The 26,153-nt window shown below is 47.9% G+C and carries 21 protein-coding genes; 15 read left to right on the top strand and 6 right to left on the bottom strand.

All coding sequences use genetic code 11. The features are described from left to right. Positions 1 to 227 precede the first annotated feature (227 nt). The 6 genes from Q0V21_RS13590 (at position 228) to Q0V21_RS13565 (ending at position 9,527) form a co-directional block, all read left to right on the top strand. A complete protein-coding gene (locus Q0V21_RS13590) occupies positions 228 to 1,541 on the top strand; it encodes an extracellular solute-binding protein (protein WP_301879340.1) in 1,314 nt (437 codons plus the stop codon). 137 nt (positions 1,542 to 1,678) lie between these two features. Next, positions 1,679 to 2,557 (top strand): carbohydrate ABC transporter permease, encoded by an 879-nt coding sequence (locus tag Q0V21_RS13585; RefSeq protein WP_301879339.1) that lies wholly within the window; start codon positions 1,679 to 1,681, stop codon positions 2,555 to 2,557. 40 nt (positions 2,558 to 2,597) lie between these two features. Further along, positions 2,598 to 3,452 carry a carbohydrate ABC transporter permease gene (locus tag Q0V21_RS13580; protein WP_443146417.1) on the top strand — a complete coding sequence of 285 codons (855 nt, stop codon included), beginning with the start codon at positions 2,598 to 2,600 and terminating at the stop codon, positions 3,450 to 3,452. 29 nt (positions 3,453 to 3,481) lie between these two features. After that, the gene (locus Q0V21_RS13575) at positions 3,482 to 5,278 is read left to right on the top strand and encodes a sensor histidine kinase (RefSeq protein WP_301879337.1); all 1,797 of its coding nucleotides are present in this window, start codon (positions 3,482 to 3,484) and stop codon (positions 5,276 to 5,278) included. Further along, positions 5,275 to 6,858 (top strand): helix-turn-helix domain-containing protein, encoded by a 1,584-nt coding sequence (locus Q0V21_RS13570; protein WP_301879336.1) that lies wholly within the window; start codon positions 5,275 to 5,277, stop codon positions 6,856 to 6,858. Before Q0V21_RS13575 ends, Q0V21_RS13570 begins: the two co-directional genes overlap by 4 nt. Positions 6,859 to 6,956: 98 nt before the next feature. Beyond that, positions 6,957 to 9,527, top strand: coding sequence for a beta-mannosidase (locus Q0V21_RS13565; RefSeq protein WP_301879555.1), 2,571 nt, complete (start codon positions 6,957 to 6,959; stop codon positions 9,525 to 9,527). Between the two features lie 163 nt (positions 9,528 to 9,690). On the opposite strand, the gene Q0V21_RS13560 is transcribed toward Q0V21_RS13565, so the two are convergent. Both Q0V21_RS13560 and Q0V21_RS13555 read right to left on the bottom strand, forming a co-directional pair. Continuing rightward, positions 9,691 to 10,797: an FAD-dependent monooxygenase gene (locus Q0V21_RS13560; protein ID WP_301879335.1), complete on the bottom strand. Its 1,107-nt coding sequence runs from the start codon at positions 10,795 to 10,797 to the stop codon at positions 9,691 to 9,693. Positions 10,798 to 11,041: 244 nt separating this feature from the next. After that, positions 11,042 to 11,566, bottom strand: coding sequence for an NAD(P)H-dependent oxidoreductase (locus tag Q0V21_RS13555; protein ID WP_301879334.1), 525 nt, complete (start codon positions 11,564 to 11,566; stop codon positions 11,042 to 11,044). Between the two features lie 190 nt (positions 11,567 to 11,756). Between Q0V21_RS13555 and Q0V21_RS13550 the strand changes: the two genes are divergently transcribed. Continuing rightward, positions 11,757 to 12,239 carry a MarR family winged helix-turn-helix transcriptional regulator gene (locus Q0V21_RS13550; protein WP_079347159.1) on the top strand — a complete coding sequence of 161 codons (483 nt, stop codon included), beginning with the start codon at positions 11,757 to 11,759 and terminating at the stop codon, positions 12,237 to 12,239. A gap of 86 nt (positions 12,240 to 12,325) precedes the next feature. Here Q0V21_RS13550 and Q0V21_RS13545 read toward each other — a convergent pair whose 3' ends face one another. Further along, positions 12,326 to 12,625 carry a hypothetical protein gene (locus Q0V21_RS13545; RefSeq protein ID WP_079347157.1) on the bottom strand — a complete coding sequence of 100 codons (300 nt, stop codon included), beginning with the start codon at positions 12,623 to 12,625 and terminating at the stop codon, positions 12,326 to 12,328. Positions 12,626 to 12,842: 217 nt separating this feature from the next. Between Q0V21_RS13545 and Q0V21_RS13540 the strand changes: the two genes are divergently transcribed. Then, positions 12,843 to 14,867, top strand: coding sequence for a Na+/H+ antiporter (locus Q0V21_RS13540; RefSeq protein WP_301879333.1), 2,025 nt, complete (start codon positions 12,843 to 12,845; stop codon positions 14,865 to 14,867). Between the two features lie 123 nt (positions 14,868 to 14,990). After that, the gene (locus Q0V21_RS13535; RefSeq protein ID WP_301879332.1) at positions 14,991 to 15,767 is read left to right on the top strand and encodes a polysaccharide deacetylase family protein; all 777 of its coding nucleotides are present in this window, start codon (positions 14,991 to 14,993) and stop codon (positions 15,765 to 15,767) included. 167 nt (positions 15,768 to 15,934) lie between these two features. Here Q0V21_RS13535 and Q0V21_RS13530 read toward each other — a convergent pair whose 3' ends face one another. Both Q0V21_RS13530 and Q0V21_RS13525 read right to left on the bottom strand, forming a co-directional pair. Beyond that, complete coding sequence (locus Q0V21_RS13530; RefSeq protein WP_094936493.1) at positions 15,935 to 17,476, bottom strand: DHA2 family efflux MFS transporter permease subunit; 1,542 nt, start codon at positions 17,474 to 17,476, stop codon at positions 15,935 to 15,937. Between the two features lie 8 nt (positions 17,477 to 17,484). Next, positions 17,485 to 18,120: a biotin/lipoyl-containing protein gene (locus Q0V21_RS13525; protein WP_301879331.1), complete on the bottom strand. Its 636-nt coding sequence runs from the start codon at positions 18,118 to 18,120 to the stop codon at positions 17,485 to 17,487. A 203-nt stretch (positions 18,121 to 18,323) separates the two neighbouring features. Here Q0V21_RS13525 and Q0V21_RS13520 point away from each other — a divergent pair, with 203 nt between their 5' ends. The 3 genes from Q0V21_RS13520 (at position 18,324) to Q0V21_RS13510 (ending at position 19,739) form a co-directional block, all read left to right on the top strand. Continuing rightward, positions 18,324 to 18,794 (top strand): hypothetical protein, encoded by a 471-nt coding sequence (locus tag Q0V21_RS13520; RefSeq protein WP_301879329.1) that lies wholly within the window; start codon positions 18,324 to 18,326, stop codon positions 18,792 to 18,794. A gap of 126 nt (positions 18,795 to 18,920) precedes the next feature. Beyond that, the gene (locus tag Q0V21_RS13515) at positions 18,921 to 19,127 is read left to right on the top strand and encodes a YwbE family protein (protein WP_053783700.1); all 207 of its coding nucleotides are present in this window, start codon (positions 18,921 to 18,923) and stop codon (positions 19,125 to 19,127) included. Positions 19,128 to 19,148: 21 nt separating this feature from the next. Beyond that, positions 19,149 to 19,739, top strand: a complete 591-nt coding sequence (locus tag Q0V21_RS13510) for a DUF4269 domain-containing protein (RefSeq protein ID WP_301879328.1) — start codon at positions 19,149 to 19,151, stop codon at positions 19,737 to 19,739. Between the two features lie 14 nt (positions 19,740 to 19,753). On the opposite strand, the gene Q0V21_RS13505 is transcribed toward Q0V21_RS13510, so the two are convergent. Beyond that, positions 19,754 to 21,190 (bottom strand): hypothetical protein, encoded by a 1,437-nt coding sequence (locus Q0V21_RS13505; protein WP_301245789.1) that lies wholly within the window; start codon positions 21,188 to 21,190, stop codon positions 19,754 to 19,756. A gap of 367 nt (positions 21,191 to 21,557) precedes the next feature. Between Q0V21_RS13505 and Q0V21_RS13500 the strand changes: the two genes are divergently transcribed. From Q0V21_RS13500 to Q0V21_RS13490, 3 genes are all read left to right on the top strand, one after another. After that, positions 21,558 to 23,375: a sensor histidine kinase gene (locus Q0V21_RS13500; protein ID WP_301879325.1), complete on the top strand. Its 1,818-nt coding sequence runs from the start codon at positions 21,558 to 21,560 to the stop codon at positions 23,373 to 23,375. Beyond that, positions 23,350 to 24,969, top strand: a complete 1,620-nt coding sequence (locus Q0V21_RS13495) for a response regulator transcription factor (RefSeq protein WP_301879324.1) — start codon at positions 23,350 to 23,352, stop codon at positions 24,967 to 24,969. The genes Q0V21_RS13500 and Q0V21_RS13495 overlap by 26 nt, the downstream gene beginning before the upstream one ends. 174 nt (positions 24,970 to 25,143) lie before the next feature. Next, positions 25,144 to 26,139: an ABC transporter permease gene (locus Q0V21_RS13490; protein ID WP_301879322.1), complete on the top strand. Its 996-nt coding sequence runs from the start codon at positions 25,144 to 25,146 to the stop codon at positions 26,137 to 26,139. Positions 26,140 to 26,153 lie beyond the last annotated feature (14 nt).

Raw genomic sequence — 26,153 nt, 5'->3', positions numbered from 1 at the left:
AAAACAGAACTTATCTATTCATTTATTTATAAGCATGAATGATATATGAGTCCAAATTTAACAAAGAGCTCTCATCGTGAGGGCTCTTTTTATATGGAAGAAAAGATTGAATGATCCACCAGGTATCCGATATTTTTCACCCCTTCATCCGTGCATCGTCACCTTACAAAATGACAGCGTCACCATTTACAATAAGTGTATTCAAATTGCCAAGGGGGACTATAAAGATGTTGAAAAAATGGCTTTCGGGAATGTTGGTAATGGCGTTGTTTTCCATCGTTCTGGCTGGTTGCGGCGGCGGGGAAAGCTCAGAAGGCAGCGACAGCAAGGATAAAGTAACCGTCACCATCTGGCACAACTGGACTGGACAAGATGCCAAAGCGGTGGCGATGCGCAAAATCATTGAAGACTTCCGTGGGTCGCACCCGGATATTGAAGTGGTGGATGAAGGTCTGCCGACAGATGGCCTCAAAACAAGGCTCCGGACGGTAGCAGCGGCTAATGAAATGCCGGATCTGTTCGTCATGTGGCCGGATGCGATGACCAAGGAGTTTGTGAAGGGGGATCTGCTGCAGCCGATCAATGCCGAGCTGGACGCGAAGCCGGAATGGAAAGACAACTTTATTCCGAACGCCCTGGATGGATATACGGTCGATGGGGATATTTACTCGGTACCGATGAATCTCGCACCCACATCCTTTATTTATTACAATGAAGCACTGTTCAAGCAGTACAACGTGAAAGTACCTGAAACATGGGCTGAGTTGGAGCAGGCCTTTGCTATATTTAATGAGAACAAAATCATACCGATCGCACTGGGGAACAAAGCCAATTGGGTGGCCCAATCCACCATCTTCAGTACATTGGCTGACCGGGAAACCGGTACAGACTGGTTCTTAAAGGCAGCAGCCCAGGATGGGGCCAGCTTTACAGACCCACAGTTCATCCAGGCGCTGGACAAAATGCAGGAACTCGGTAACAGTAAAGCATTTCAGGATGGTTTCAACAGTATTGACGAAACACAGATGATGCAGCTGTACTTCCAGGGAAAAGCAGCGATGGTGATGAACGGTGGATGGGCATTGGCCAACCTTGTCAACAACGCACCGGAAGACATTTTGAACAATACACACATTACAATTTTACCAGCAGTAGATGGAGGCCAAGGCGAGGCCAGAACGACATCTGGCGTTGTAGGGACTGGCTTGGGTGTAAGTAAAAAATTAAGCGGTGCCCAAAAGGATGCGGCCATGGAGCTGTTCTACGCTTTGGCAGGTCCTGACGGTCAGAAGGCAACTCTGGATAGCAGCACGCTGGTCAGCTATAAGATTGATCTGGATAAATCCAAAGCCCATCCATTGTTTGTGGAGCTCTATGACTTAATGCAGGAGGTAAAAATTACTCCGGTGTATGATTCCAAGCTAGGTTCTGCAACCGTTGAGGTTATCAATAATGGATTGCAGGAGCTATTAATGGGTGGCAAAGCCGCAGATATAGCGAATAAAATTCAGGCGTCCCAAGCCAATGCAGTCGGAAATTAAGTCATAGGTTGTCCTGATTTTGGAGCGTTAAGATGCATTACGGTAAGATTTAAACCCCTTCCCGCCAGGGGAGGGGTTTTACATTGATATAAAGAGTTGTATTTGTGCCAAAGGTTTGATGAAAGGAAGTGAGCAAAATGAACGCATTGCGCAGTCGACGTTTTATAATGCTGGGGCTCGCTCCGGCAGTAGTGATTTACGCTTTGTTTGTATTTGTGCCGGTTGTATGGTCAGCGTACTATGGATTCTTCAACTGGTCGGGGATCGGTGAATCAAAATATATCGGACTGGATAACTATGTGGAAATATGGCATGATTCCGTATTTTGGCGGGCCTTGAAAAACAACGTCATTTTTGTTCTGGCCTCGGTATTTGGGCAAATTCCGTTAGCGTTGATGCTGGCGGTCATTTTGCACAAAAGCAATCCGTTACAGCGTTTCCTGCGTTCAGCCGTATTTCTGCCGATGGTATTATCCACCGTAGTTATCGGTATGATCTGGCAATATATCTATCATCCGCAAATCGGGATACTGAACTTCCTGCTGGATGCATTGGGTCTGGAAAGCTGGAAGCTGCAGTGGCTTTCGGATGACAAAATTGCGATTTTCTCCCTGGTGCCACCACTGCTCTGGAGTTTTGTCGGTTTGTACCTGATTATTTTTATCTCGGCGCTGCAAAATATTCCGGGAGAAATACATGACGCTGCCAAGATTGACGGTGCTTCAGGAATCCGCAAGCTGGTTTCCATTTCTTTGCCCATGATCTGGGGAACGGTTCAGGTGGCGATCATTCTATGTATCTCGGGCAGCCTGAAATCATTCGATCTGGTGTACATCATGACCAAAGGCGGCCCGGCACATGCGACAGAGCTGCTGGCAACGTATATGTATAATTCAACCTTCACAACGTATCGCTATGGCTTCGGGAGCGCTATCTCGACCACCACCGTGCTAATTTCCCTGCTGCTTATCGGAACAAGCCAGTGGGCGACAAGTCGTAAGAAAAAAGAGAATTAGGAGAGAGGGGGGGAATGTAATGAGTGTTACACCTTTATCGATGCCAACACCAGGGAATACTTCTGGCTACCCGGTACGCCGATTCGGTAGTGGAATTGTTTGGACGCTGTTGACGGTCTATGGTATTTTAACATTGTATCCGTTCTACTGGCTTGTGATCAGTGCATTCAAAACGAATGAAGAGTTCTATAGCAGGCCCTTCGGGCTGCCGGGAAAATGGAACGTCGAAAATTTTAGCAATGCCTGGGAAAGCTCCAAGCTGGGAACCGCTTTTGGCAATTCCCTGGTTGTATCTGTAGGTTCGCTTATCTTAACGCTGTTTATTGCAGCGCTGGCCTCATTTATACTTGCGCGTTTCCAGTTTCGCTGGAAAGGGCTAATCATGACTTTCTTCGTTGTAGGCATGCTGATTCCCATTCACAGTACACTGGTCCCGTTATTTATTTTGATGAAACAGATGTCTCTGCTGAATACGTATTGGGCACTGATATTGCCGTATACCGCATTTGCATTGCCAACCGCGATATTTGTGCTGACAGCTTATTTAACCAGTATTCCACGTGATATTGAAGAGGCTGCTTTTATAGATGGAACAGGTCTATGGGGGCTGTTTACCCGGATCATGCTTCCCATGTCCGTACCTGCCTTGTCAACGGTCACTATTCTGAGTTTTCTGCACGCGTGGAATGACTTTTCGTTCGCACTCGTGTTTATTAACAAAACAGGTTTGAAAACGTTACCGCTCGCGATCGCCAATTTTGCCGACGGATATCAGACCGATTACGGCCTGACTCTTGCTGCCATGACCTTGTCTGTAATCCCGACCATCATTCTATATCTGGTATTTCAGGAACAAGTCATGAAAGGCATGACGGCCGGAGCAGTCAAAGGATAAACGAAAGCGCATCCAGAGGAGGGAAAGATGTGGGACGCTGGCTAACATCTTCATTGCAACGGAAGTTGTCCGTGGTGGTTACGGCTTCCATGATTGTACCGCTGCTGGCACTGGGGCTGTTCGCTTTTCTCATCTCTTCCCGCATCACAGAACAAAAAACAAAGCTTTCGGGCATGGACACACTGAAGCAGGTGGAAGCGAATTTGCGTTATATGCTGCAGGATGTCGAGACGCTGTCGATTTTTCTGATTGGAGAAAGAGACATACAGCAGTATTTAAGTAGCAATGAGGACGATGTGCAGGAGCGTGTGGATATTTTGGGCAGGATGACGAATCTGGCCGCTTCCAAAAAATATATTGCCAACATTGCCATCTATCCGGATCGTTTTGATGCGGTTCTCTCTACGGCTACTTGGTATGAATCATCCAATGTATCGTATCCTCCTGCTCCACATGGGGATGCAGTTAAAACTTGGACTGGCGTATATCCGGTTCAGAATTATGCCGGTATCCAAAATGTAATTACCATGGTTCGACCCATTCGCAGTATTCATGATTATCGCCCCATCGGATGGCTGGCGATCAGTCTCGATGAGAAGGCCATCTCGAAAGGATGGGCGGCGCTGGGACTAGGTAAGGGTGAAGGTCGGCTGGAACTGATCGGCTCCACTGGAGAGATTTTGTCTTCCATGGATAAATCCCGTCTTGGACTGTCATTGGAAAAGATCGAGCCTGAGGTACAAACGCTGATTCAAGAAGAAGGAAGGGGAACCGCTACATATGGCAGCGGCGATGAGAAACGTACGTTGCTGTATTATCCGGAACAGCTGACAGGCTGGACGCTGGCCGGAACGGTTCCCTATGATCAGTATAAGTCCGAAAACGGTTATATTCTTATCCTCACTGCCGTTGCAGTGAGCCTGTCTGCTGCGATCAGTGCAGGACTTGTCTGGTTTACGGTGCGACGAATCACAAGGCCGCTGCGAGTTCTTACAAGACATCTGTCCCGAATGGACCCGGATCGCCCGCTGCCCCTATTCCGATCGGAAAGTGATGATGAAATCGGCAAGCTGGGAGAGAGTTATAATTTGCTCGGTGCACATATTGAGATATTAAAAAAAGAGGTTATCCGTGGTGAAGCCCGCAAGAAGGAAGCTGATCTCAGAGCACTTCAGGCGCAGATCAATCCTCATTTTCTGTATAACACCCTTTCATCCATTCACTGGATTGCCTTGATGTCTGAGGAAAAGCGGATCGCAGAGATGGTCGAGGGATTAAGTGATTTTTTGCGTATCAGCTTGAATCAGGGTAGAGATTATTGTCCTGTAGGGCAGGAGATTACCCACATTCGCCATTATGTACGTGTGCAGTCCATCCGTTTTCCCGACAAGTTCGCCGTACATTATATTGTTGATCAGGCACTTGAACAGCGAATGATGCTGAAATTGCTGCTCCAACCACTCGTCGAAAATGCCATGATTCATGGAATTCAGCCGAAAGCAGGTATGGGCACAATTACGATCATGATTCGGCAAGAACAGGAACGAATGAGTGTGCTTGTTCTGGATGACGGGGCTGGCATGGGGCGGGACAGACTGGAATATGTCAGAAGCAGCCTTTTGTCATTGGATGAGGAAGAGCAGCATGATTCAAACCACCATCGGACGGAAAAAGAGCCTATGAAGCAAGGGGGCTACGGGCTCCGCAATGTGAACGAAAGACTACTGCTTCATTATGGAGCTGAGGCGCAGCTCGAAGTGGACAGCCGAGTCGGAGGTGGAACCCGAATTTCATTTTCCATTCCAATCTTGGAGGAATTGCCATGAGATTACTGATTGTTGATGATGAAGTCATTATCCGCACAGGGCTCGCCAGTGTAATCGCTTGGCAGGAACTGGGGATTGAGCTGCTTACACCAGCAGCCTCGGCAGAAGAGGCTTTAACACGCATGGCTGAGGAGAGGCCGCATATTTTGATGACTGATATTCGGATGGCGGGAAGGACGGGGCTTGAACTGGCAGAGGAAGGGCTGCATATGCTGCCGGAACTCGAGGTCCTTATTTTGTCGGGATACGATGACTTCTCTTACGCTCAGCAAGCGATTCGTCAAGGTGTCACAGATTATCTGCTTAAGACGAGTAAGCCGGAAGAAATTATCAAGACAGTGCTTCAGGCCAAACAACGGATTAGCGAACGTTGGGCTGAGAAATCAAGAGAAGGGCAGCTGCTGCGAGAGAACAAACAGCGCTTGTTCGCAGAATGGATCATTGAGGGAGACGTAAAATCTAGTCCTTGTCCTGTATTTCTCCAATCCGGAATGACTGGGCAATCCGAATTATCATCAGACATGGAGCATATGCAGAGACAGATTCTAATCTTGAAAGCTGCGGGGTGGAATCGTTCCTCGGCTGCTTTGCTAAACTTTGCCGTGCAAAATATGCTGGAGGATGTTCTGCCAGGTGCAGTTGCACACATTCAAAAGGACCGGATTATCTGTGTTGTAAAGCTGCCCCCATATGAACAGGATTTCCAATTTACTTTGAGCATTGCGTTAACACGGATAGAGCAATTGTTAAAATGTACTTTGCGTGCAGCAGTAGGTAGACCCTGCATGGAGGTCCAGCTTCTGCATGAGAGCTACCGAACGGCGTCCTTCGCATATCGTTACCATGGGTTACTTGAGGATAGGATATGGCAATATGAAGATGTTTTACACCGCACAGGAGGTAAAACCGTCCTTCAACATGAGGAAGAAACCACGCTGGGAACATTGTTAATGGATAATGATTCAATTATGCTGACCACATGGACACGAAAACTGGTGGATGCACTCCTGATGGACCCCGAAGTAACGCCAGAGTCTTTCAATGCCTGTCTGCATGCTGCGGTGAATGCAGGACAGCGTTGGTTGATTCGTACCATGCGTGCCATTGGAAGAGACGACCTGGAACGGTTCGAACCATGGAGGCCAGACTCGAATGCCGATGCTGGTGAACTTCGGGATCTGCTTTTTCATCATTTATATGAACTGATGCATACCTATCACAGCGAGATGGGGCAAGGACGGACTACCCATGTACAGAAGGCTATTACTTATATGGAATCCGGATCGGTACAGGATTTTAGCCTACAACATGTCGCAGGTCAGGTTCATCTGCATCCGGGTCATCTCAGTGAACTGTTTAAGAAGGAAACTGGCGTCACGTTTGGTGATTTTGTAACAAGTATGCGAATTCGGCGCGCGATGGACATGCTGGCGGTTTCCCCCGCGAAAGTAAGTGAAGTGGCCGCCATCAGCGGATACGAGGACGTTAAGTATTTTAGCAGGCTGTTCAAAAAACATACGGGCATGACTCCGAGCGAGTATCGTGAGGAGTCAGTGTCGTACAAGACTTCTGAACATTAAAGGTTAGCAGAGGAAAATAGCAAGCGCAGTCATATTTTTTTGCAAACGTTTTCGATATTTAATTACCAAGCAAACTGGGGAGTGAGGCAGGCGTGAAGATGAATAATTTAAGTCAGGATTTGTCAGGACAATGGAAGATTCAGCATTTCGAGGTCGGGGAAAAGCGGGCCATGGATGTTGCAGCAGCAGCGCTGGATGATCGATTCTGGATTGGAGCGGAGGTGCCAGGGGATGTGCACACTGCTCTTGTTGAACGCAGCATCATTGATCCGCCCTACTATGGGCATAACGATGCCAAGAGTCGTTGGATCGAGCAGAAGGAATGGTGGTATCGCACCAACTTCAATCTGGTGAAAGATGGGGAAGCGGAGGAGTATTTCGAATTGGTCTTCGATGGGTTGGATACGTACGCCACCGTATATGTGAACGGACATGAAGTTGGAAAAACGGCTAATATGCTCATGTCCCACACGTTCAATGTGACGACACTGGTTCGTAATGGCTGGAACGCCATAGCGGTCAAGTTCGACCCCCTTTATCTACATCACAGAGACAAGGAAACGTTCGACTGGTCTTCGTATACGAAGGAACGGCCTTGGCTGCGCAAAGCTGCGATGAATTTCGGTTGGGACTGGGGACCGCGAATGGTCACTCTAGGAATCTGGGGCAGGGTACGGCTGGAAAGACGAACAATCGCAAAGCTGGAGAACGTATTTGCACGTACCGAATCAGTGAGCAAGCAGCAAGCGACTGTCCATGTCACTGCGGATGTGAAGTCTGTATTGTCTTTTCGCAGCAGACACAAACGTGAAAAAGCTGTGGTTTTGTCATGTGATATACGTTTACTGGACGCGAGTGGTCAGGAAGTGGCACGGTCTGCTGAAGTCGTTGTGGAAAATGGTCTCGCAGATACAATACTAAAATTGGATTCACCGCAATTATGGTGGACGCATGATTTGGGTGAGCCTTACTTGTATAGGCTGGAAGTTACTCTATTTGCAGATGGAGTGGAAGTGGATCAATACAACGAGCCTTACGGTGTACGAACCATTGAACTAGCACTTCATAATGAACAGGGTGAGGATGCGTTTACGTTTATCCTGAACGGAGTGCGGGTGTACGCAAAGGGAGCCAACTGGATTCCAGCCGACCATCTGATTGGTGCCATCCCTGCCTCCCGGTATCGTGAGCTGATCGAGCTGACCGTGGAAGGGCATATGAATATGCTGCGTGTCTGGGCAGGCGGTATATATGAGAAGGACATCTTCTATGATGAATGTGATCGGCAAGGCATACTGGTGTGGCAGGACTTTGCTTTTGCCAACGCCTTATTCCCAGACTTCAATCGGGAGTTCATGAACAATGTACGAAATGAAGTTGAAAATAATGTCCTGCGCTTGCGCAATCGTGCTTCGCTTGCACTCTGGTGTGGCAATAACGAAATTGACTGGCTCTATGACATGAAGTCTGCCAGTGGAGATATTACCAGCCCCTTCTATGGAGAGCTGATCTACCATGAGCTGATCCCGGAAGTGCTGGAGCGTCTGGATTCATCTCGTCCATACTGGCCTTCCTCACCGTATGGGGACAGTCAAGGCAATGATGCCAATGATCCGGATGTGGGGGATCGTCATAACTGGCAGGTATGGCATGGTTCCGTCTATCCTCGTAAACACGGCGAGCCACCACTGCTGGACTACAGTATTGAGGGCGTGACTTTCAAAAATTATAAAAAGGATAATGCCCTGTTCAGCAGTGAATTCGGCATGCATGCCTCGGCCAACCGCTACACGTTGGAGAAAAATATGCCCGCAGGGCAGTTCTATTGGGGAAGCCCCGAAATGGCCTATCGGAATAAGGATACCAATCATCAGAAAGGCATTCTTCTAATGGAAGGATATACAGGCATTCCGCAAAATATTGAGGAATACATGAATTACTCGTTGCTGACACAGGCGGAAGGACTACGGTACGGTATTGAACATTTCCGGCGAATTAATCACCGCAATAGTGGAGCTCTTGTGTGGCAGCTGAATGATAGCTGGCCAGGCACAAGTTGGTCGATGATTGACTACGAGCTGCTGCCGAAGGCCTCCTTTTATTATGGAAAAGTATTCTTTCATCCGATACTGCTGTCTCTGGAACATGAACCGGGTGAGCCTCTTACGTTATGGGTCGTGAATGATACACGGGAGACGTTGAGGGGACAGCTTCGACTTAATGTCTATGGACTGAATGGGGAAAAAGTATATTCCAGCTCGCATCATGTAGAGACAGGTTCACAATGCTCTACTCGCATTGCCGAGATGAGCGAAGCGGAGGTATTGGGAGGTAGCTTGGCAGAAGAAGTATTGGTTGAATTGGTCGCAGAAGGTTTCACTGCGCCACTGAATCGATATTTCTTACGTGATCCGAAGGATGTTAATCTGCTTCCAGCGCAGCTCAGTGTACATGTGAACGAAGAAGAACAATCCGTATCCGTTACGGCCATTGGTGCAATTGCACGGTTGGTGAAGCTCGAGTTGCCCCTTGGTCGTGTTCGTTTCAGTGATAACTATTTCGATCTTCTTCCTGGTGAGAGCCGTACGGTGAGATTACGTCATCCCGAAAAGCTGTCTCTACCTATGAATGAGCTAAGGGTGAGCGCCATGAATGGTAGGGAAGCCTGATTCCTGTTACGTTTTTTTATAATTTTTCAGACATACCATTTGGAAATCAGGTTCACGGATGGATACACGCAGGTTAGCCCATAAAAGAAGAAAACAGCCGATTATTCCCCTCAGGAACAGTCGGCTGTTTGATTATAGGCGCTGTGAGTGAATACACGCTCTATTATAGAAAAGATTCGTACCGCTGCTGGAACGAAGACTCCATTTCCAGTTGTCTGGCCAACTGCTGCTTCACTTTTTCTTCACGGCTGGCCTGAAGCTCATGTAAACGTTCAGTGGAAGTGAATTGATCAGCTGCCATTTCAATGAGCAGTTCAGCGAGCGCATCCGCATCTTCCAATGCTGCATTTAATCCAAAAGCACCCGTTGGAGTCATGGTGTGAGCGGCATCGCCAAGCAAGACCACATTGTCCTGCACCCACGATTCAGCGAAACTGCTCTCTACGGATAACAAAACAAAATCACTCCAGGTCTGGATATGTGCAGCTACCGAATCAGCGAGACAGGGGAAGGCTGCCACCAGCTTCTGTACAAAGGGAGCGAAAGGCTGTTCACGCAGCTTGGAGAAGGACCCTTGCGGAATGTTCCATCCGATCTGCACGAAACCTCCGAATTGTGAGAATAACGCCAACTGCTGACCGTCCATACTCGCCATCCGAACAGCAGGTTCCCAGCCTGCTGGAGCAGGAATTCGAGCCCATAACAGGTCGTACCCATGTTTACGGGCCTCCGGGGTCAGACCAGCATGTCTGCGTACAGCTGAATATCTGCCATCCGCACCAACAATAACAGCTGCTTCAATGGAAGCAGGCCGTCCTTCTTGCCGAATGTTGATACCAATCGTCTTGTCAGCCTTATTTCGCAGCAACCCAGTCATAATCGTATTATAAAGAACTTGTTCGTTTTCCTGCTTCTGTGATTGTGACACGATGACTTCCAGCAGATGATCCTGCGGCACATGAATGCCCACATGGGATTCTTGCTCTCCAGGAAAAATGGTCTGAATGATCTGGCCATTCTCCCAATATTGAATTTGCTCCAGGGGAAGCACGCCACGCTGGGTGACAGCAGGGTATAACCCATGCTTTTTCAGTATAGCCTCACCATCTGCATTAAGCACTTCCCCACGGAACGACTTAAGCAGGTGCGGCTGGCGCTCGATCAAAATGGTGGATATTCCCTGCCTTTTCAGCAGGAATGAAAGTAGCGCCCCTCCGGGGCCAGCTCCCACAATACAAACATCAGTTTTTAAATGCGAATTTTGATTCATGTGTAAAATTCCCTTGCAATATAATGGATGAATATCGTATTACTTTATAATAACAGATTTATAAAAATCATTAAGTAACTAAAAGTAACTTTAAAGATATACGTTATTATAAACAAATCCAATCCAATTTTGCAATAGAATCATTCTATTTCTCTATAGTGAGGGGAGTTCAAGCCTGCAGTAATCCTTCACTGCTTATGTGCGCAGGCTTGATAAGGATAGCAATGGGGAACTACTCTCATTTCTATGTGATCAATCGATTGGTTATGCGAGCCACGCGTTCTCCTAGAGCTTTACCCAATGCTATGCCCTGTTCGCTCAGCAGATCATCACTGTCCACCGGACAAGTCACCCCAACACCATAATAGGAGCCATATAGAGCGTTATCTGCAAAGTTTCCAGGCAGGCCGATAATAATCATCCCCTGATGAAGCATAGGTGTCAGCAAATGAATCAAGGTTGACTCCAGTCCACCGTGCTCGGTGGCGATGGTACAGAACACCGCACCAACTTTGTCTACAAGTTTGCCTTCAGCCCACAGGTAACCCAGCTTGTCGATCCACTTTTTCAACCCGGAGCTGATGGAGCCAAAATGGCCTGGGCAGCCCCAAATAATGGCGTCCATTTCCACCAGCTTGTAGATGTCGGCTTCTTCTGTGGAATGCAAATGAACGGTTGCACCATGTACGCTGGCTGCGCCAGCAGCAATCGATTCGGCGAGCGCCCGTGTATGGCCGCCTTCACTATCGAAAACAATATAAATGTTCATTGCTTGATTCCTCCTTGTATGGTTATCTGTTCATGCTATAAGGTAGCTTGTCACATGAAACCGCAAAATAAGCATGAACTTTACAGACAAGTAAAGGGTTTTGGGAAACAAGCGCATTTTTCACAAACAAAATAGTACAAATATGTTACAATATAAGGTAGGTTAATGATCAAAGGTAGGAGGAACGTTTATGAGCCCGGACACGGAGCGAAACTCTCAATTGGCAAATGTCGATCAATTGTTGGAGGCCTTCTTCAGATATAAAAATAAGGTATTGGATCAGCAGCAAAAGAATGAAACAAACTGCAAATTAAATCCGACGAAAAGTCATATATTGGGCATGATTTTACGTGAAGAGCGCTGCATGGCTGTAGATGTGGCAAGACAACTTAGTCTATCTTCAGGAGCAACCACAATTGTGCTCAATCAACTGGAGAGCGAAGGTCTGATCCAGCGGGTGCGCAGCGAAGAGGATCGAAGAATTGTATGGTTGTCCTTAACGGAAGATGGGAAGCAGCTTGCAAGAACGTTGATTAATAATCGCGGTCGAATGACGTGGGAACTTTTGCAGGCGCTTACGGAAGAGGAACAACTGCAGATGTTCGGCATGCTGAAGAAGATTGAGTTGAAACTGCTGGAAAAAATGAAAGCACTGGAGCAAACGCATCGCTAAATATGGGTGTGTAAAGCGCCAGTCTTCAAGAATTTGAGTCCGTTCTGGGACTTGAAACCTTGAAGGCTGGCGTTTTATTTTTTCAATCAGAGATGGAAGCGTTGAATGTGGTCGGTCAGACCTTCCTGAATGAGAATTTCCTTTTGTTTTTTACCGAGCAGGTCAAAATGGGGGAAAGGCTGACGCCGATGAATGTATCGTGGGTCCAGTCCATGTTCCGTGCACCAATGTTCAAGCCGATTCAGATCCGCACAACCCACTTTGGTCACACTGGTAATGCCCGGAAAACGGTTGTCAATCCAAAAATGAGTGAGATAGGCAAGATCGCCACGAGATACACGTTCTTTCCACTCGGCCAGCTCCTGTCGTTTAATTCCAAATGCCATATACACCAAGTTCCTTTCCAAACGGGTATTGTCCTGTGCATATTGTAACATCTTATAAACAGAACCAATCAGAAATCTTCAACCAGGCTATTGGTCCAATCGCTTTGGGTTGGTATTGGAATATGACAATATTTTTATAATCAACTTTGGTTTATGTTAAAATAAGGCTATACAAAAAAGGTTTCACCACTTTATTACTCGGAAAGGGATTGTCATCATGGAACTTTTTATTGCCGTGCTTGTTTTGCTGGTACTGATCGGTTTATCGAATATTTTGAACCGGTTTGTACCCTTTATCCCTATTCCGCTAATTCAAATTGTTCTTGGTGTAGCCATAGCACTATTACCTGCGGGTGTGCATCTGCCACTGAATCCGGAATTGTTCTTCGTGCTTTTTATCGCTCCGTTGCTGTACAACGACGGGAAGCGAACGCCTAGGCACGAGCTGTGGAATCTAAGAGCACCCATCTTGTTGTTGGCCTTGGGCCTTGTATTTGTCACGGTTGTCGTTGCAGGGTACGCTATTCACTGGCTTATTCCAACCATTCCGCTACCTGCGGCTTTTGCACTTGCGGCAATACTGTCCCCGACAGACGCTGTGGCTGTAGGCGCCATGGCAGGTCGTGTGCATTTGCCCAAGAGCATACATAGGCTTCTGGAGGGAGAAGCATTAATGAATGATGCATCCGGTCTGGTTGCATTCAAATTTGCGATTGCCGCCACGGTGACGGGTGTATTTTCCCTGGCTCAGGCGTCATTCAGTTTTATACTTATCGCGATTGGTGGGTTGTTGATTGGTGCCTTGTTATCCTTACTGTTGATCCGACTGGGTGTCTGGATTCGCCGTCTAGGTATGGAAGATGTGACCATTCATATGCTGTTGCAAATCTTAACACCATTCGTTATTTATCTGGTGAGTGAAGAGGTCGGTGTTTCGGGCATTCTGGCGGTAGTCGCTGGCGGGATCATTCACGCCATTGAGCGTGACCGGACAGAGTCTGTACAACTGAAGATGCAGGTCGTGTCTGCCAGCACCTGGTCTGTGATTTTATTTATTTTGAACGGTTTGGTCTTTGTCATTCTTGGGGTACAGATCCCTGATGTGCTGAGTACCATCTTCGAAAATGTTTCATTTGATAACTTGCAAGTACTTGGCTATGTGGGCCTAATTTCAATCTTATTGTTGGTCCTTCGTTTCGTCTGGATCTATCTGTTCTGGAAAGGAAATGAAAATTCCGGTGAGGAGTTGTCGAGCGGGACGCCCCGGCTGAAAGAGATTACGATCATTACCCTTTCAGGTGTGAGAGGGGCTGTAACATTGGCGGGGGCATTCTCCATTCCTTATGTTCTCCAGGATGGGTCTCCTTTTCCTGAAAGGGATCTGATCATTTTCCTGGCGGCAGGTGTGATTCTGTTCACTCTGATTGCTGCAAGTGTGTTCCTTCCTATTCTTGCGAAGAACGAAGAGAAAGCGGAGGAAGGTGCGCCGCAAACGACGGAAAAAAAAGCACAGGATATTATGTTGAACGCTGCCATTCGCGCAGTCAAGTCGGAAATGAACGACGAGAACAAGGCTGCTGCGCTTGCTGTAGTTTCTGATCTGTCGAAATATATCAGGCAGGCGGCTGGCGAGCTTACTGCTGGAAAGCGCAAAGACATTTTGAAACAGGAAACAGCAATTAATCTCATCGCTACCCGGGCTGAACGCAAGGAAATCGAGAATATGATGGACGAAAACGTAATTGCTTCGGAAGCAGCCTTTAGATGTAATAGCTGGTTGGATCGTAAGGAAATGATGCTTGCGAATCGTACGAATACCCAGATGATGTTCTCACTCAGTGAAATTGGGCGAGTGTTTGGACATGTGTTTACCCATCGTTCACGGAAACCGGATCAGCCGTTTATGATCGAGAATGCGGAGCTGTTCCGTCAAGTGAAGATGCGAACCTCGGAAGCGGCGATCAAGGCGATCCGTGCCCATATGAACGACAGTAACCGGATTGTAGCTCTTTCGGTCATCTCCAGATATGAACGGGTCATTGCCAAATTGCGTACCTGGAATCAGGGCAAAACCGAAGATCCATTTGATCAGGATAAGCTTGAATTGCAAATGGTGGCGATGCAGGAGCAGCGTAATACCATACAGCAATTATACGAAAATGGCGAAATCAATCGCGAGGTGGCCGCAAAACTCCGCCGATTCATCAATGATGTGGAAGCCACTGCGCTGAAAAACACTTGATCATTAGAATTTGTACAATTGTGGAACGGCAGTTCATTCATCAGATATTTCATTAAATAGTTCTGGTGAATCGGGAGATGCTAACAGGGAGTTTACGTTTGAAGATAAAGAGAGGACATGAACATGAACCTGAAGGCAGCCCGATGCATCGGATTGTGTATGCTGATTATTTTGCTTGGCAGCAGTTCTGCCTATGCGAAACCTGTGCAGAAGAATCGACAGTATTATGAGGAACGGGGAGAGATTGTGTGGGAGGTTCCCACGCATGACAAACTCATCGCACTGACCTTTGATGATGGGCCAGATCCGGTCCAAACCCCGCAGATTCTGGCTTTGCTACAGCAGTATCAGGCTAAAGGCACTTTTTTTGTACTTGGCAAATGGGCCGAAAAGTTTCCTGATCTGATCAAGCAGGAGCAGCGGGAAGGACATGAAATCGCCAATCATACGTATGCACATACGTACGCGGTCAGATCTACAAGGGCGGATAAGTACAGCCATGAAATAAACATAGCGGAGAAATCCATTGTTGGAGCAGGGGCGCAGCGTCCCACGTTGTTCAGGCCACCGGGAGGCTATTACAATGACATGGTCATTCAGGTCGCCAAGCAGCAAGGCTATACGATCGTGTTATGGTCCTGGCATCAGGACACACGTGATTGGGCTTCACCAGGTGTATCAGCCATTGTGAACAAAGTGCTGAAGAACGCACGTAACGGGGATATCGTTCTGTTTCATGACAAGGTGGATGGCAAGTCGCAGACGATAACGGCGCTCAAAACGATTCTGCCCAAGCTCAAGGAGCAGGGATATCGTTTTGTAACCGTATCGGAACTACTGGCAGTCAAGGCGAGAGAGGCTGCCAAGGATGACAATTCATCCTTACCTCAGCATCCATAGTTCAAGCCAAAAACCGCAGGTTTCTGATGAAGAGACTGCGGTTTTTTTATCGTTTCAATATATAAATTGAACTAAAGAATATTTACACTTGCCACTCCGATGACAGAACAACCTTCCGTTCACTGTTATCCCCAGGTGTATATAGGGTATTGGGTTGCCAGTGAAATTCAGCGCTCAGGCTTGACTTTACGAGGACGAGAGCGAGCCCTCCGCAGGAACAGCGATAGAAACAGACCAATGATCGAAATCCAGGTTGCTACAATGAAAGCATCATTAATGCCTTCAATTGTTGACGTCTGAACAGCAATACCATAGAGCTGCTGTAATGCGAGACTGGAACCTTGCTCAGGCGGCATTCCAGCCGCAGTAGCCATCTGCGTACCGAGCATGCCGACTTGTTCGGTCAATGCTGCATTGGTTGTGGTGACCGTGTTGCTGTAATCCGCCAAATGAATGCCTGCACGTGTCGCCATCACGGTGATAAGCAAAGCGGTCCCGATTGAGCCTGCCACCTGCCTTACCGTATTGGACATGGCCGTCCCATGGCTTGTGAGATGAGGCGGTAATTGGTTTAACCCCTCTGTCTGGACAGACATCATAAGCATGGACATCCCGAAACTACGGAATGTGTATAGCATCATAATGTGACCGTAGGGTGTCTCCCCCGTCAACTTGCTAAACTCAAAGGTGGAGATGGCGGTAATGATCAAACCGACAATGGCGAGGGGGCGAGAGCCGATCCGGTCAAACAAGGCACCTGAGATAGGAGACATGACGCCCATTAACAATGCGCCTGGCAGGAGCAACAAACCGGATTGCAGGGGAGAGAATCCCCTTATATTTTGCAGATAGATCGGTAACAGCAGCATTCCGCCAAAGAGTGCCATGTTAATCGTTGCACTGACCAGCGTCGAGATGGTGAAGATATCGTATTTGAATACGCGAAATTCCAGCAAAGGGTTCTTCATGGCCGTCTCTCTGAGGACAAAGAAAACGATGAAGAGCACACCGATAATCAATGTCAACAGCACAGTCGCGCTGGTCCAGCCTTTATCTCCGGCAGAGCTGAATCCATAGAGCAGAAAGCCGAAACCAATCGTGGAGAATAACGCGCCAAACCCGTCAAATTTCGGTGAAGTAAGCTTGGACACATTTTTTAGCCAGATGAAGGCAAACAAAATATCAAGCAAGGCGAGCGGAATGACCATATAGAACAGAATCCGCCATGTATAATGTTCCACGATCCATCCGGATAAGGTTGGACCAATAGCCGGGGCAAACATCATGGCAATACCCATCGTGCCCATGGCCGTTCCCCGTTTCTCTGGAGGGAAAACAGTCAGAAACACATTCATAACCAAAGGCATAATAATCCCGGCCCCACTGGCTTGTACGATACGACCGATGAGCATGACCGTAAATCCAGGACTGATGGCACAGATCAACGAACCCAGCGTAAATAACAGCATCGCGGTCACGAATAATTTGCGGGTCCCGAACGACTCGATCAAGTAGGCGGTAATCGGAATGAGTACCCCGTTCACCAGTAAGTAGGCTGTAGACAGCCACTGCACGGTCGTTGCCGAGACGTTAAAGTCATTCATCAGATGGGGGATGGCTACATTGAGCAAAGTCTGGTTCAGAATGGCGATAAATGCGCCGAGCAGCAGGACAGCGATGGTTTTTCCAAGTGGCACTTGATTTTCCATCAGCAGCCTTAGATATGAACGCGCACGGTAGCGCTCATGCCGGGAACCACACCCAGTCCTTTATATCCTTCGATCGTAATGATGATCGGGATGACTTGTGTTACTTTGGTGTAATTTGCATTCGTATTGGACGATGGCAATAGCGAAAAGGAGGATGCAGTAGCAAGTCCGATCTGGTCTACTTTGCCCGTCAAAGTGGTGTCTGGAAAAGCGTCGACATACACGTCTACGATCTGACCGGTTTTAATCTTATCAATCGCGGTCTCGTCGACATTGGCTGTCACGTACAAATTATTGAAATCATAGGCCCGTGCGAGGGGCGTACCTGCGGATACGAGCGAATTTTCGACAGCGGTTTGTTGTACAATGGTGCCATCAACAGGCATCGTCACGGATGTTGATTTGCCCGCAGCGGAGACAGTGGCGACGGTATCGCCTGCATTAAATGTTGTACCTACCTTGCCTTTCCAGGATCGAAGCTCACCACTTACTGCGGAAGCCACGGAGATAGGCTGCCCGGTTACGAGCGCATTATCGGTTTTAACATAACTTGTGGATTGGTTGTAATAGTAGATCCCGGCCGCCCCGGCTCCCAAAATCACCAGTATAACGATGATATTGATCAAAATGGCACGTGAATTCATGCTGATCACTCCTCCTCAATTCGGTTTTCTTTGAATCTTCTCTTCAATCGGTTTTGCAAGTCTTCTTCTGTTGACAATCCTGTTTGGAGCATTCCCGCTACTTTGTCGCTCTATACGAAACAAGGTGAAATAATATTCGCAGAATAGGGCACCAATATATTGATTAAGGCTGCCTACAGGCGGATGATAAGGAGGATGCACACATGTTGATCATTTTGGCGGTAATCGTTGTTATTGGGGTTGTGTTTCTGATGATTTATAACTCCAGATCGTCCCGCAAGGCGGCAGAAGCACGAGCTTCCAAAATAGCAGAGGTGGATGAAGGGCCTGTCCTGCTCCATGAAGAAGATCATGCCCGGAAGGAAGACCGAATTAGCGAACAGGCCGAGCATACAGAGGTTTTAGAACATGAGGAGCGCAGGCAAACGGAGATTCACCAGATGGATTCCACGTTGGAAGTGCCTCCTTCACCTCATATAAGAGAGACGCAGACGACAGACGGTGATAAAGCTTACCGCCAAGCCTTGCTTCATTTCCGCAAACCTGCTGAAGTAGATGAGGAAGCGGTATTAACGGATACGAATAAAGCTGAAGAGAGTGCAGATGAAGTGTATCGATCAGCTCTGAAAAGGATGAAAAGCAAATCCTCTGATCCCTCTTCAAATACGGAATGACCGTTTAGTTCAGTTTTTGAACGTTGCACATGGCTTTCGTTTTCAATCCAAAACGTCTACAATAGATGAAGCTTTGTGAATTATGGCTGCATGACATGGAATACGTTGAAGAGGAGAGGGAAACCCATGAACGGACAACAACGAGTAAATATCAAACCGGGGCTTGAAGTGGATATTGTGCTCAAGCAAGATCAGCCTACAGGCAAGCTGACACGTGGAATCGTGAAGGATTTATTAACCAAATCGCCCACACATCCGCATGGAATTAAAGTGCGTTTGACTAATGGACAGGTGGGCCGTGTGAAACAAGTCGTTACAGGAGCGTCGGAATGAGCCGGTGCCCGAGGTTGTAACATGATTACAACTGCGGATGTAATGACACATCTGGCCTCGGGTAACGAGCGTCAGCAGGATGCTTATGATGTGCTGCAATCTAGCGGATTATTAAGCATATTGGGTGCTTACCAGCCTTATCCGTCTGGAACTGTGCCGATTGATATTGATATCCCTGGAAGTGATCTTGATCTATTATGTGAGGCAGCGGATTTGGAAGCGTTTGAAACCCTATTGCACCGTCAACTAAGGGAAATGCAAGGTTTTCGATGTGAACGGGGGGACGGCCGTGCAGGCCAGCTTCCTTATGTGACCTGTTGTGTGGATATTGGAAACTGGCCTATAGAGATTTTCGCTCAGTCCGTATCTGTACGCAGTCAGAATGCCTATCTTCACATGCGGGTAGAGTGGGAATTGTTGCAACTTTGGGGCGCAGCAGGACATCGGGAGATTCGCAAACTAAAGCTGGGAGGCTTGAAGACGGAGCCTGCATTCGCTGCAGTACTGGGACTTCAGGGAGACCCCTATGAGGAGATGCTACATCTGGCCGGAATGAGTAAGGATGAGCTTTGGTCCTGGGCTCACCTGCGTACGTCCTTTCCGTTCGAATAGCATGGTTTCCGCGATCAGATCAGAAAGATAGCCACAATTGTAGTCACTGTTAATCCCAGCAATACTGGCTTCAGATTGCGGCGTGCCAGTTCAAATGGACTGACCCCGCAGATGGCAGCAGCTGGAATCAAGGCCCATGGAATCAAGGTCCCACCGCCTACCCATATGGCGGCGACCTGACCCAGTGCCGTCAGTACAGGTGCGGAATCTGCCGAACCTGCAAACATAGACGCAATGGAGCCGACCAGGGATATCCCTGAGAACCCCGAACCATCCATTCCCGTGACCGCTCCGGTCACCGTCATCGTAATAGCGCCTACCGTATTATTCAGTGGAACCAACCCGGCAAGAGCTACCCCCAAATCATTAACAATACCGTGTGAACCAGCAGGCAGCGGGTTGTTGAACAGCTCTGTGATCGCAGCATCCCCCAGATAAAAGAAAGCGGCAATCGGTATGACTGGACCAAACACCTTGAATCCGAACTGGAATCCTTCAATTAAATAGTTTGTTGTTTCTTCCGGACCTGAATGACGATGCGCGGCAAGGGAGACGGCGATCAGAATGAGCACAGCTGTTCCACCAATTAAAGCTGTGGCATCCCCGCCTTGAAGTTGAAGTAAAAACATCAGAATGACATCCGCAGCGAATAACAACGGGATGATCAGAGCGAATGTCTTTTGCAGACGGCGCGGCATGGGTTGATGTTGAACAGAAGGTCCCCCGGAAACGGGCGCAGAATCTAATGAAGGTGGAAGGGCAGCTGCTGCTTCACCCAAGACTGGATCACCAAGTTTAACGGTAGAACCTGATTTCATCTCCTTGCGCAGCATCCAGAATGCCGTTACGGTAGACACCGTTCCCATCACTATGACAAGCGGGATACTTGCAGTCATGACGGAGGTAACGGGGAGTCCTGCTGCATCAGCCGTCAGTTTGGGTGCACCTTGAATGATGTAATCCCCTGATAAGGCGATTCCATGCCCAAATAGATTCATGGCAATGGCAGCGCCGATAGGTGGAAGTCCGACTCGTACCGCTACTGGAAGAAGTACAGCCCCAACCAGAGCAACGGCAGGTGAAGGCCAGAAGAACAGCGATACAATCATCATAATGAATCCGATTCCCCAGTACGCGACCTGTGGAGAATGGATGAACCGGGTGAGCGGCTTCACCATAACTTCATTGATTCCCGTCCTGATTAACACCCGGCTCATCGCGACAATGATTGAGATGATAAAAATAGTGCCGAGCAGCTCCTTGGCTGCATAGATAAAACTGCTGAAGATTCCGGATACCGATCCGCTTAATGTTTCAGTCGCCAGAAATCCGATGGTCATAATACCTGCGACACAAATGATGGTTGTATCTCTACGACGAACCATGACGGCGATAATCAAGACGATAAAAGCCAGATATACATAATGCAATGGGACGAGTTGAATATTCATCGGACATGCCTCCTTCCATCCCTGGTGTCAACCCAAGGAGTGATATATCGTATGCATGTCATCACCGGGCGTTCGTGGAGTAGGGAGCAGGATTTTTTTTACAGATGGAGAACTTATTAGAGCATGGAACCTTGTACACGTACTGTAAGCCAAGTGCAAGTCACCAGAATTGACACTAACAGGTCACGGAACTACATAGACAGACGCAACCAAGTATGACTACAATAAACATGCCATTATAAGGAAGAAGATGGAAGGAATACAGAGGTGGAGCATCAGAAGACAGGAGGAATTGCCTGTTTCTTGATAGCGGTTACAATGATGTGCAAAAGAAATAAAATCAGGTTAGACAAAAGGGCGGGAATTCATGAATTTTATCCGTTCACTGCGCTTTAAGTTTATTGTGGGTCTGACCTTGATCATGCTGCCACTATTCATGCTGCTTTATTACAACAACGTATACGCCATGAAAGTGGTACGTGATCAAGTTTCTCTCACCAATATGAATCATCTGGCGAAGAGTGTGGAGCAGAACGAGCGCGTGCTGCAGGAGACCAATCGTTATTTATACAGTCTGGGCGAGCGTGACCCGGATATTATTTCCCTGTTTTTTCTCAAATACGGCAGCGGGGATTATATTATTGCGAAGCAGCGCATTATGAACAAATTCATGACCGATATCGGATTTTATAATCTGATCGATTCATTTTTTCTGTACGATGCCGTAAATGATGATCTGCTGCTCGCTACCTCAGGCAATTATGATGTCAAAATGTCGATTGTTCAGGAGAGTATGCCGGTTCAGATGCAGCAACTCGAGGGGGAAATCCAGAAGCCGGAGTGGAGCATCGTTCGGGGGGGCACATGGAATGCCTTGGTCAAAACGGTACGGATCAACGCTCAGTTCTATGCAGGGGCGCTTGTAGACATGAATGCACTGAATCACCCCGAGCAATTTACGGAATCCGGTAACCGGGGAGGAGCCGTCATCGTAGGAGCGGATGGTGGGGCCATGTCCGATTCAGCCCTGAACTCGGCACAAATCAAGCTGGCCGCTGCCCATATCACTGGGTTAAATAATCCCTACCAGGTGATCTCTGAAGTGACATCCACTGGCAGTGCACGTCAGTACCTGATGCTTGGAATTCCCTCAGCCATGTCCGAGATGAATTATATTGTCCTGCTGCCCGAGGAGGACATGATGCGAAACCTGCCATTTTTTCAGCAGATCATTCGCCTGCTTCCGATTGGTGCAGCGGTCATCCTGATTACAGCGATGATTTTTCTCAGGCAGCTTTTGTTCCGTCCAATGAATGTGCTCATACGCGGGATGAGAAGGGTTAGCCGAGGGGAGCTTGATGTGAGGCTGGAGACGCCGGCTTCATCTGAACTGGAGTTTGTTACGCACAGCTTCAATCAGATGACAAGTGAAATCCAGCATCTGAAGATTGATGTGTATGAGGAGCAATTGCGGACGAGGGAAGCAGAGTTCAAACAATTGCAGATGCAGATCAATCCTCACTTTTATCTGAATTCCTTGAATATCATTCATAGCCTGGCTTCGTTGCAAAAGCATGAGCTTGTACAGCAGATGGCTGGTCACCTAGCGGATTATTTCCGGTTCAGCCTGCGTGCAGGCAAACGTGTTATTCGATTGGATGAAGAACTGGAACATATTAGTCATTATTTGGAGATTCAGAAGCTGCGGTTTCCAAACAAGCTGGAGTTCGCTCTGGATGTTGGCCCGGATCTCGGGCATTATGTGCTGCCGCCCTTAACGATTCAGCCTTTTGTGGAGAATGCCATCATTCATGGCTTTCAGCGGCGCACAGAGCCTTTTGTTATACGCATAACTGCCCGGAAAACGAAAACGTTATCTGGGTCTGATTCACATATCGAAAATGAAATTGATTCGGTACTTCAACTTTCCATTACCGATAACGGTGTTGGCTTTGAACAAGAAATACTGGAGCGACTGCAGCAGGGGCAATATGCCGAAGCTCCGGGTGGGCAGCACATTGGCATCTGGAACGTTATCCATCGGCTGTTAGTGAAATACGGCGAACATGCCGGATTGCAATTCAGGAATCAGACTGAAGGAGGGGCAGCAGTCGTTATTCATATGCCCGCCCAGACGGAAGAGGAAGAAGGGAGAGCCTATGCGGAACCTGTTGATCGTGGATGATGAAGTGTATGCCCTGCAAGCGATGGTGGAAGGGGTGGACTGGAGCCTGGCCGGAATTGACCAGGTGTTCAGTGCTGGGGATGCCGAAGAAGCGAGATTGCTGATAAAAACCCATCCCATCGATATTATGATCTGTGATATTGAGATGCCGGGTGAGACGGGACTGGATCTGCAGAGTTGGGTGTTAAAGCATGATCCCGGGATGTTAACTATTTTTCTTACGGGGCACGCCCTGTTCGATTATGCCCAAACCGCAATCAAGCTGAACAGCTTCGATTATGTGCTGAAGCCTGCTCCCGCAGACCAGCTGCTCAAGGTTGTGAACCAGGCCATGGACAAAATTAAGGACGGGGAGCTGCGTTCCCGCACCAATGAAGTATATGAGACCGTGTACAAACGCTGGCAAACTCATAAACCGCTGTTGACCGAGCGTTTCTGGAAAGATGCCCTCTCACAACGGGTAACCTTAACTCATCAAAAGCTTCAGGAACTGGCCGAGGTGTACGGAGCCGAGATTGATCCGCAAGCGCGTGTGCTGCCGATTGTCATATCCGTCGAAGAATGGGTGCGAGACTTCGACCTGCGTGATGAGGAGGTGCTGGAATATGCGCTCCGCAATGCTGCCAAGGAAATGCTGCTTGGTGACAAACCCGGCGAAGTGTTTCAGGACCACAGTGGACTGAATATTGTGCTTGCATACGAACAGGACGGTATCGTACCAACGGCGAGTAAATTGGCGCAAGGATGTCAGAGCTATATTCAGGAGTGCGGTAATTATTTTTATTGCCGATTATCCTGTTATGTTGGAGTTCCGGTGGCTGTTACGGATCTTCAGGGTATGCTGAATGAGCTGATGGACATGGAGCGTCGCAATATCAACGAGCTTGAAGGGGTCTTCATCTATGACGAAGTGGGCCGAGATACGGAGGATCGCTTTCTGCCCATACCGTGGTTTTCCGAGCTGTCCATCCTGTTCGAAACGGGGAAGTTTGATGACCTGCGCGAGCGTGTCGATGAAATCTTTGAATTACTGGCTGCCCAGGAGCGGCTGTCACCAGAAATTCTCCACCTGTATTATCATGCAATGCTGCATGTGATCTACCCGCTGCTCCATCAGAAAAATGTATCCGTACGCAGCCTGTACCCTGGCGAACGAGAGCCGGAAGAAAGCGTTGTGACACGTTCATTGCCCCAGCTGAAGCAGTGGACCTCAGACCTGATCAGTCGTGCCATTCCGGTATTGTACCCGGACGATCACAGTCCAATGACCATTGTGGACCAGTTGTGTATCTACATTGAAAATCATATTGGTGAAGAGCTGATGCGAGAAGAACTTGCGTCCTTTGCCGGATTTAATCCGGCCTATCTATCCCGCTTGTTTCGTAAAGAAAAGGGCATGTCGCTCTCCGAATTCATTCTCCAGCGCAGAGTAGCCAAAGCGAAGACCTTATTGTCCCAGTCAACCGTGAAGGTGACGGATATCGCAGGCAAGGTGGGGTACTACAACTACTCTCATTTTACGAAGATGTTTAAAAAGTGCACGGGTATTACACCCCAGGAGTTTCGCAAACAGTCCCGAACGGTACAGATTTGACGCAGCATGCTGCGTCTTTTGTTTTTTGACGCCTTAAAGTCATAATTTGATAAGTGAACAGGTCACCACAGCAGATAGTGGACGTGAACGCCCCGCCGTATACTTGAACCACAGGAGACACAGCGGTGTTTCATCCTGAGGATGAAATTCAAGAGGAGTGAGGGAGAACAAGTTATGAAGACACAACCCCAGGCGGGTAAGGGAGCACGTCTATCGGATGGAAGGGACATACCGGATATACCGGTTCGAAAACGAAAGTCTGTCCTGTACAATCTAGGTAAATTCAAGGTTTTGTATCTCATGTTTTTACCAGGCATTCTGTTTCTGCTGGTGAACAACTATATGCCAATGTTCGGCGTTCTGATTGCCTTCAAAAATGTAAACTATGCCGACGGTATTTGGGGCAGCCCGTGGAGCGGCTGGGATAATTTCAAGTATTTGTTTTCCACCAGCGATGCTTGGGAGATCACACGTAATACGCTCGCATATAACACCGTATTTATTGCGCTGAATTTATTTGTAGGTGTAGGGCTTGCCATTTTGCTGAATGAAGTGAAGAACAAGGCGATGTCCAAATTGTATCAGTCACTCATGCTGCTTCCTTATTTTCTGTCGATGATCGTAGTCAGTTATCTCGTACTCGCCTTTCTCGGCAAGGATTCGGGCTTCATGAACTCGACGATTCTTCAGCTCTTTGGCGGACAACCAATTGATTGGTATTCAGAGCCCAAGTACTGGCCGTACATTTTGCCGCTGGTGAATACGTGGAAGAATATCGGTTATTACGCTGTCATTTATCTGGCAGCCGTCGTAGGCATTGATGAGGAATATTATGAAGCGGCCGTACTGGATGGCGCGAGTAAGTGGCATCAGATTCGCTTCATTACCGTTCCGTTTCTCGTCCCGCTGATTGTCATTATGACATTGCTGCAGATCGGTCGTATTTTCTACGCGGATTTCAGTCTGTTTTATCAGGTTCCACTGGAATCGGGCGCATTGTTCCCGGTAACGAACGTTCTGGATACGTATGTATACCGAACCTTCCTCATTGGGGGAGATATCGGGATGTCCTCGGCAGCCGGGCTGTATCAGGCTGTTGTCGGATTTGTGCTTGTGCTTGTATCCAATACCATCGTAAGGAGAATGGACAAAGATAATGCATTATTTTGAGAGGAGGCAAGCCA

It is taken from the genome of Paenibacillus sp. 11B, assembly GCF_030487755.1.
Taxonomy (GTDB): domain Bacteria; phylum Bacillota; class Bacilli; order Paenibacillales; family Paenibacillaceae; genus Paenibacillus; species Paenibacillus vandeheii.
Note: the sequence above shows the minus strand (reverse complement) of the source record. Positions and strands in the feature narration are given on the sequence as shown.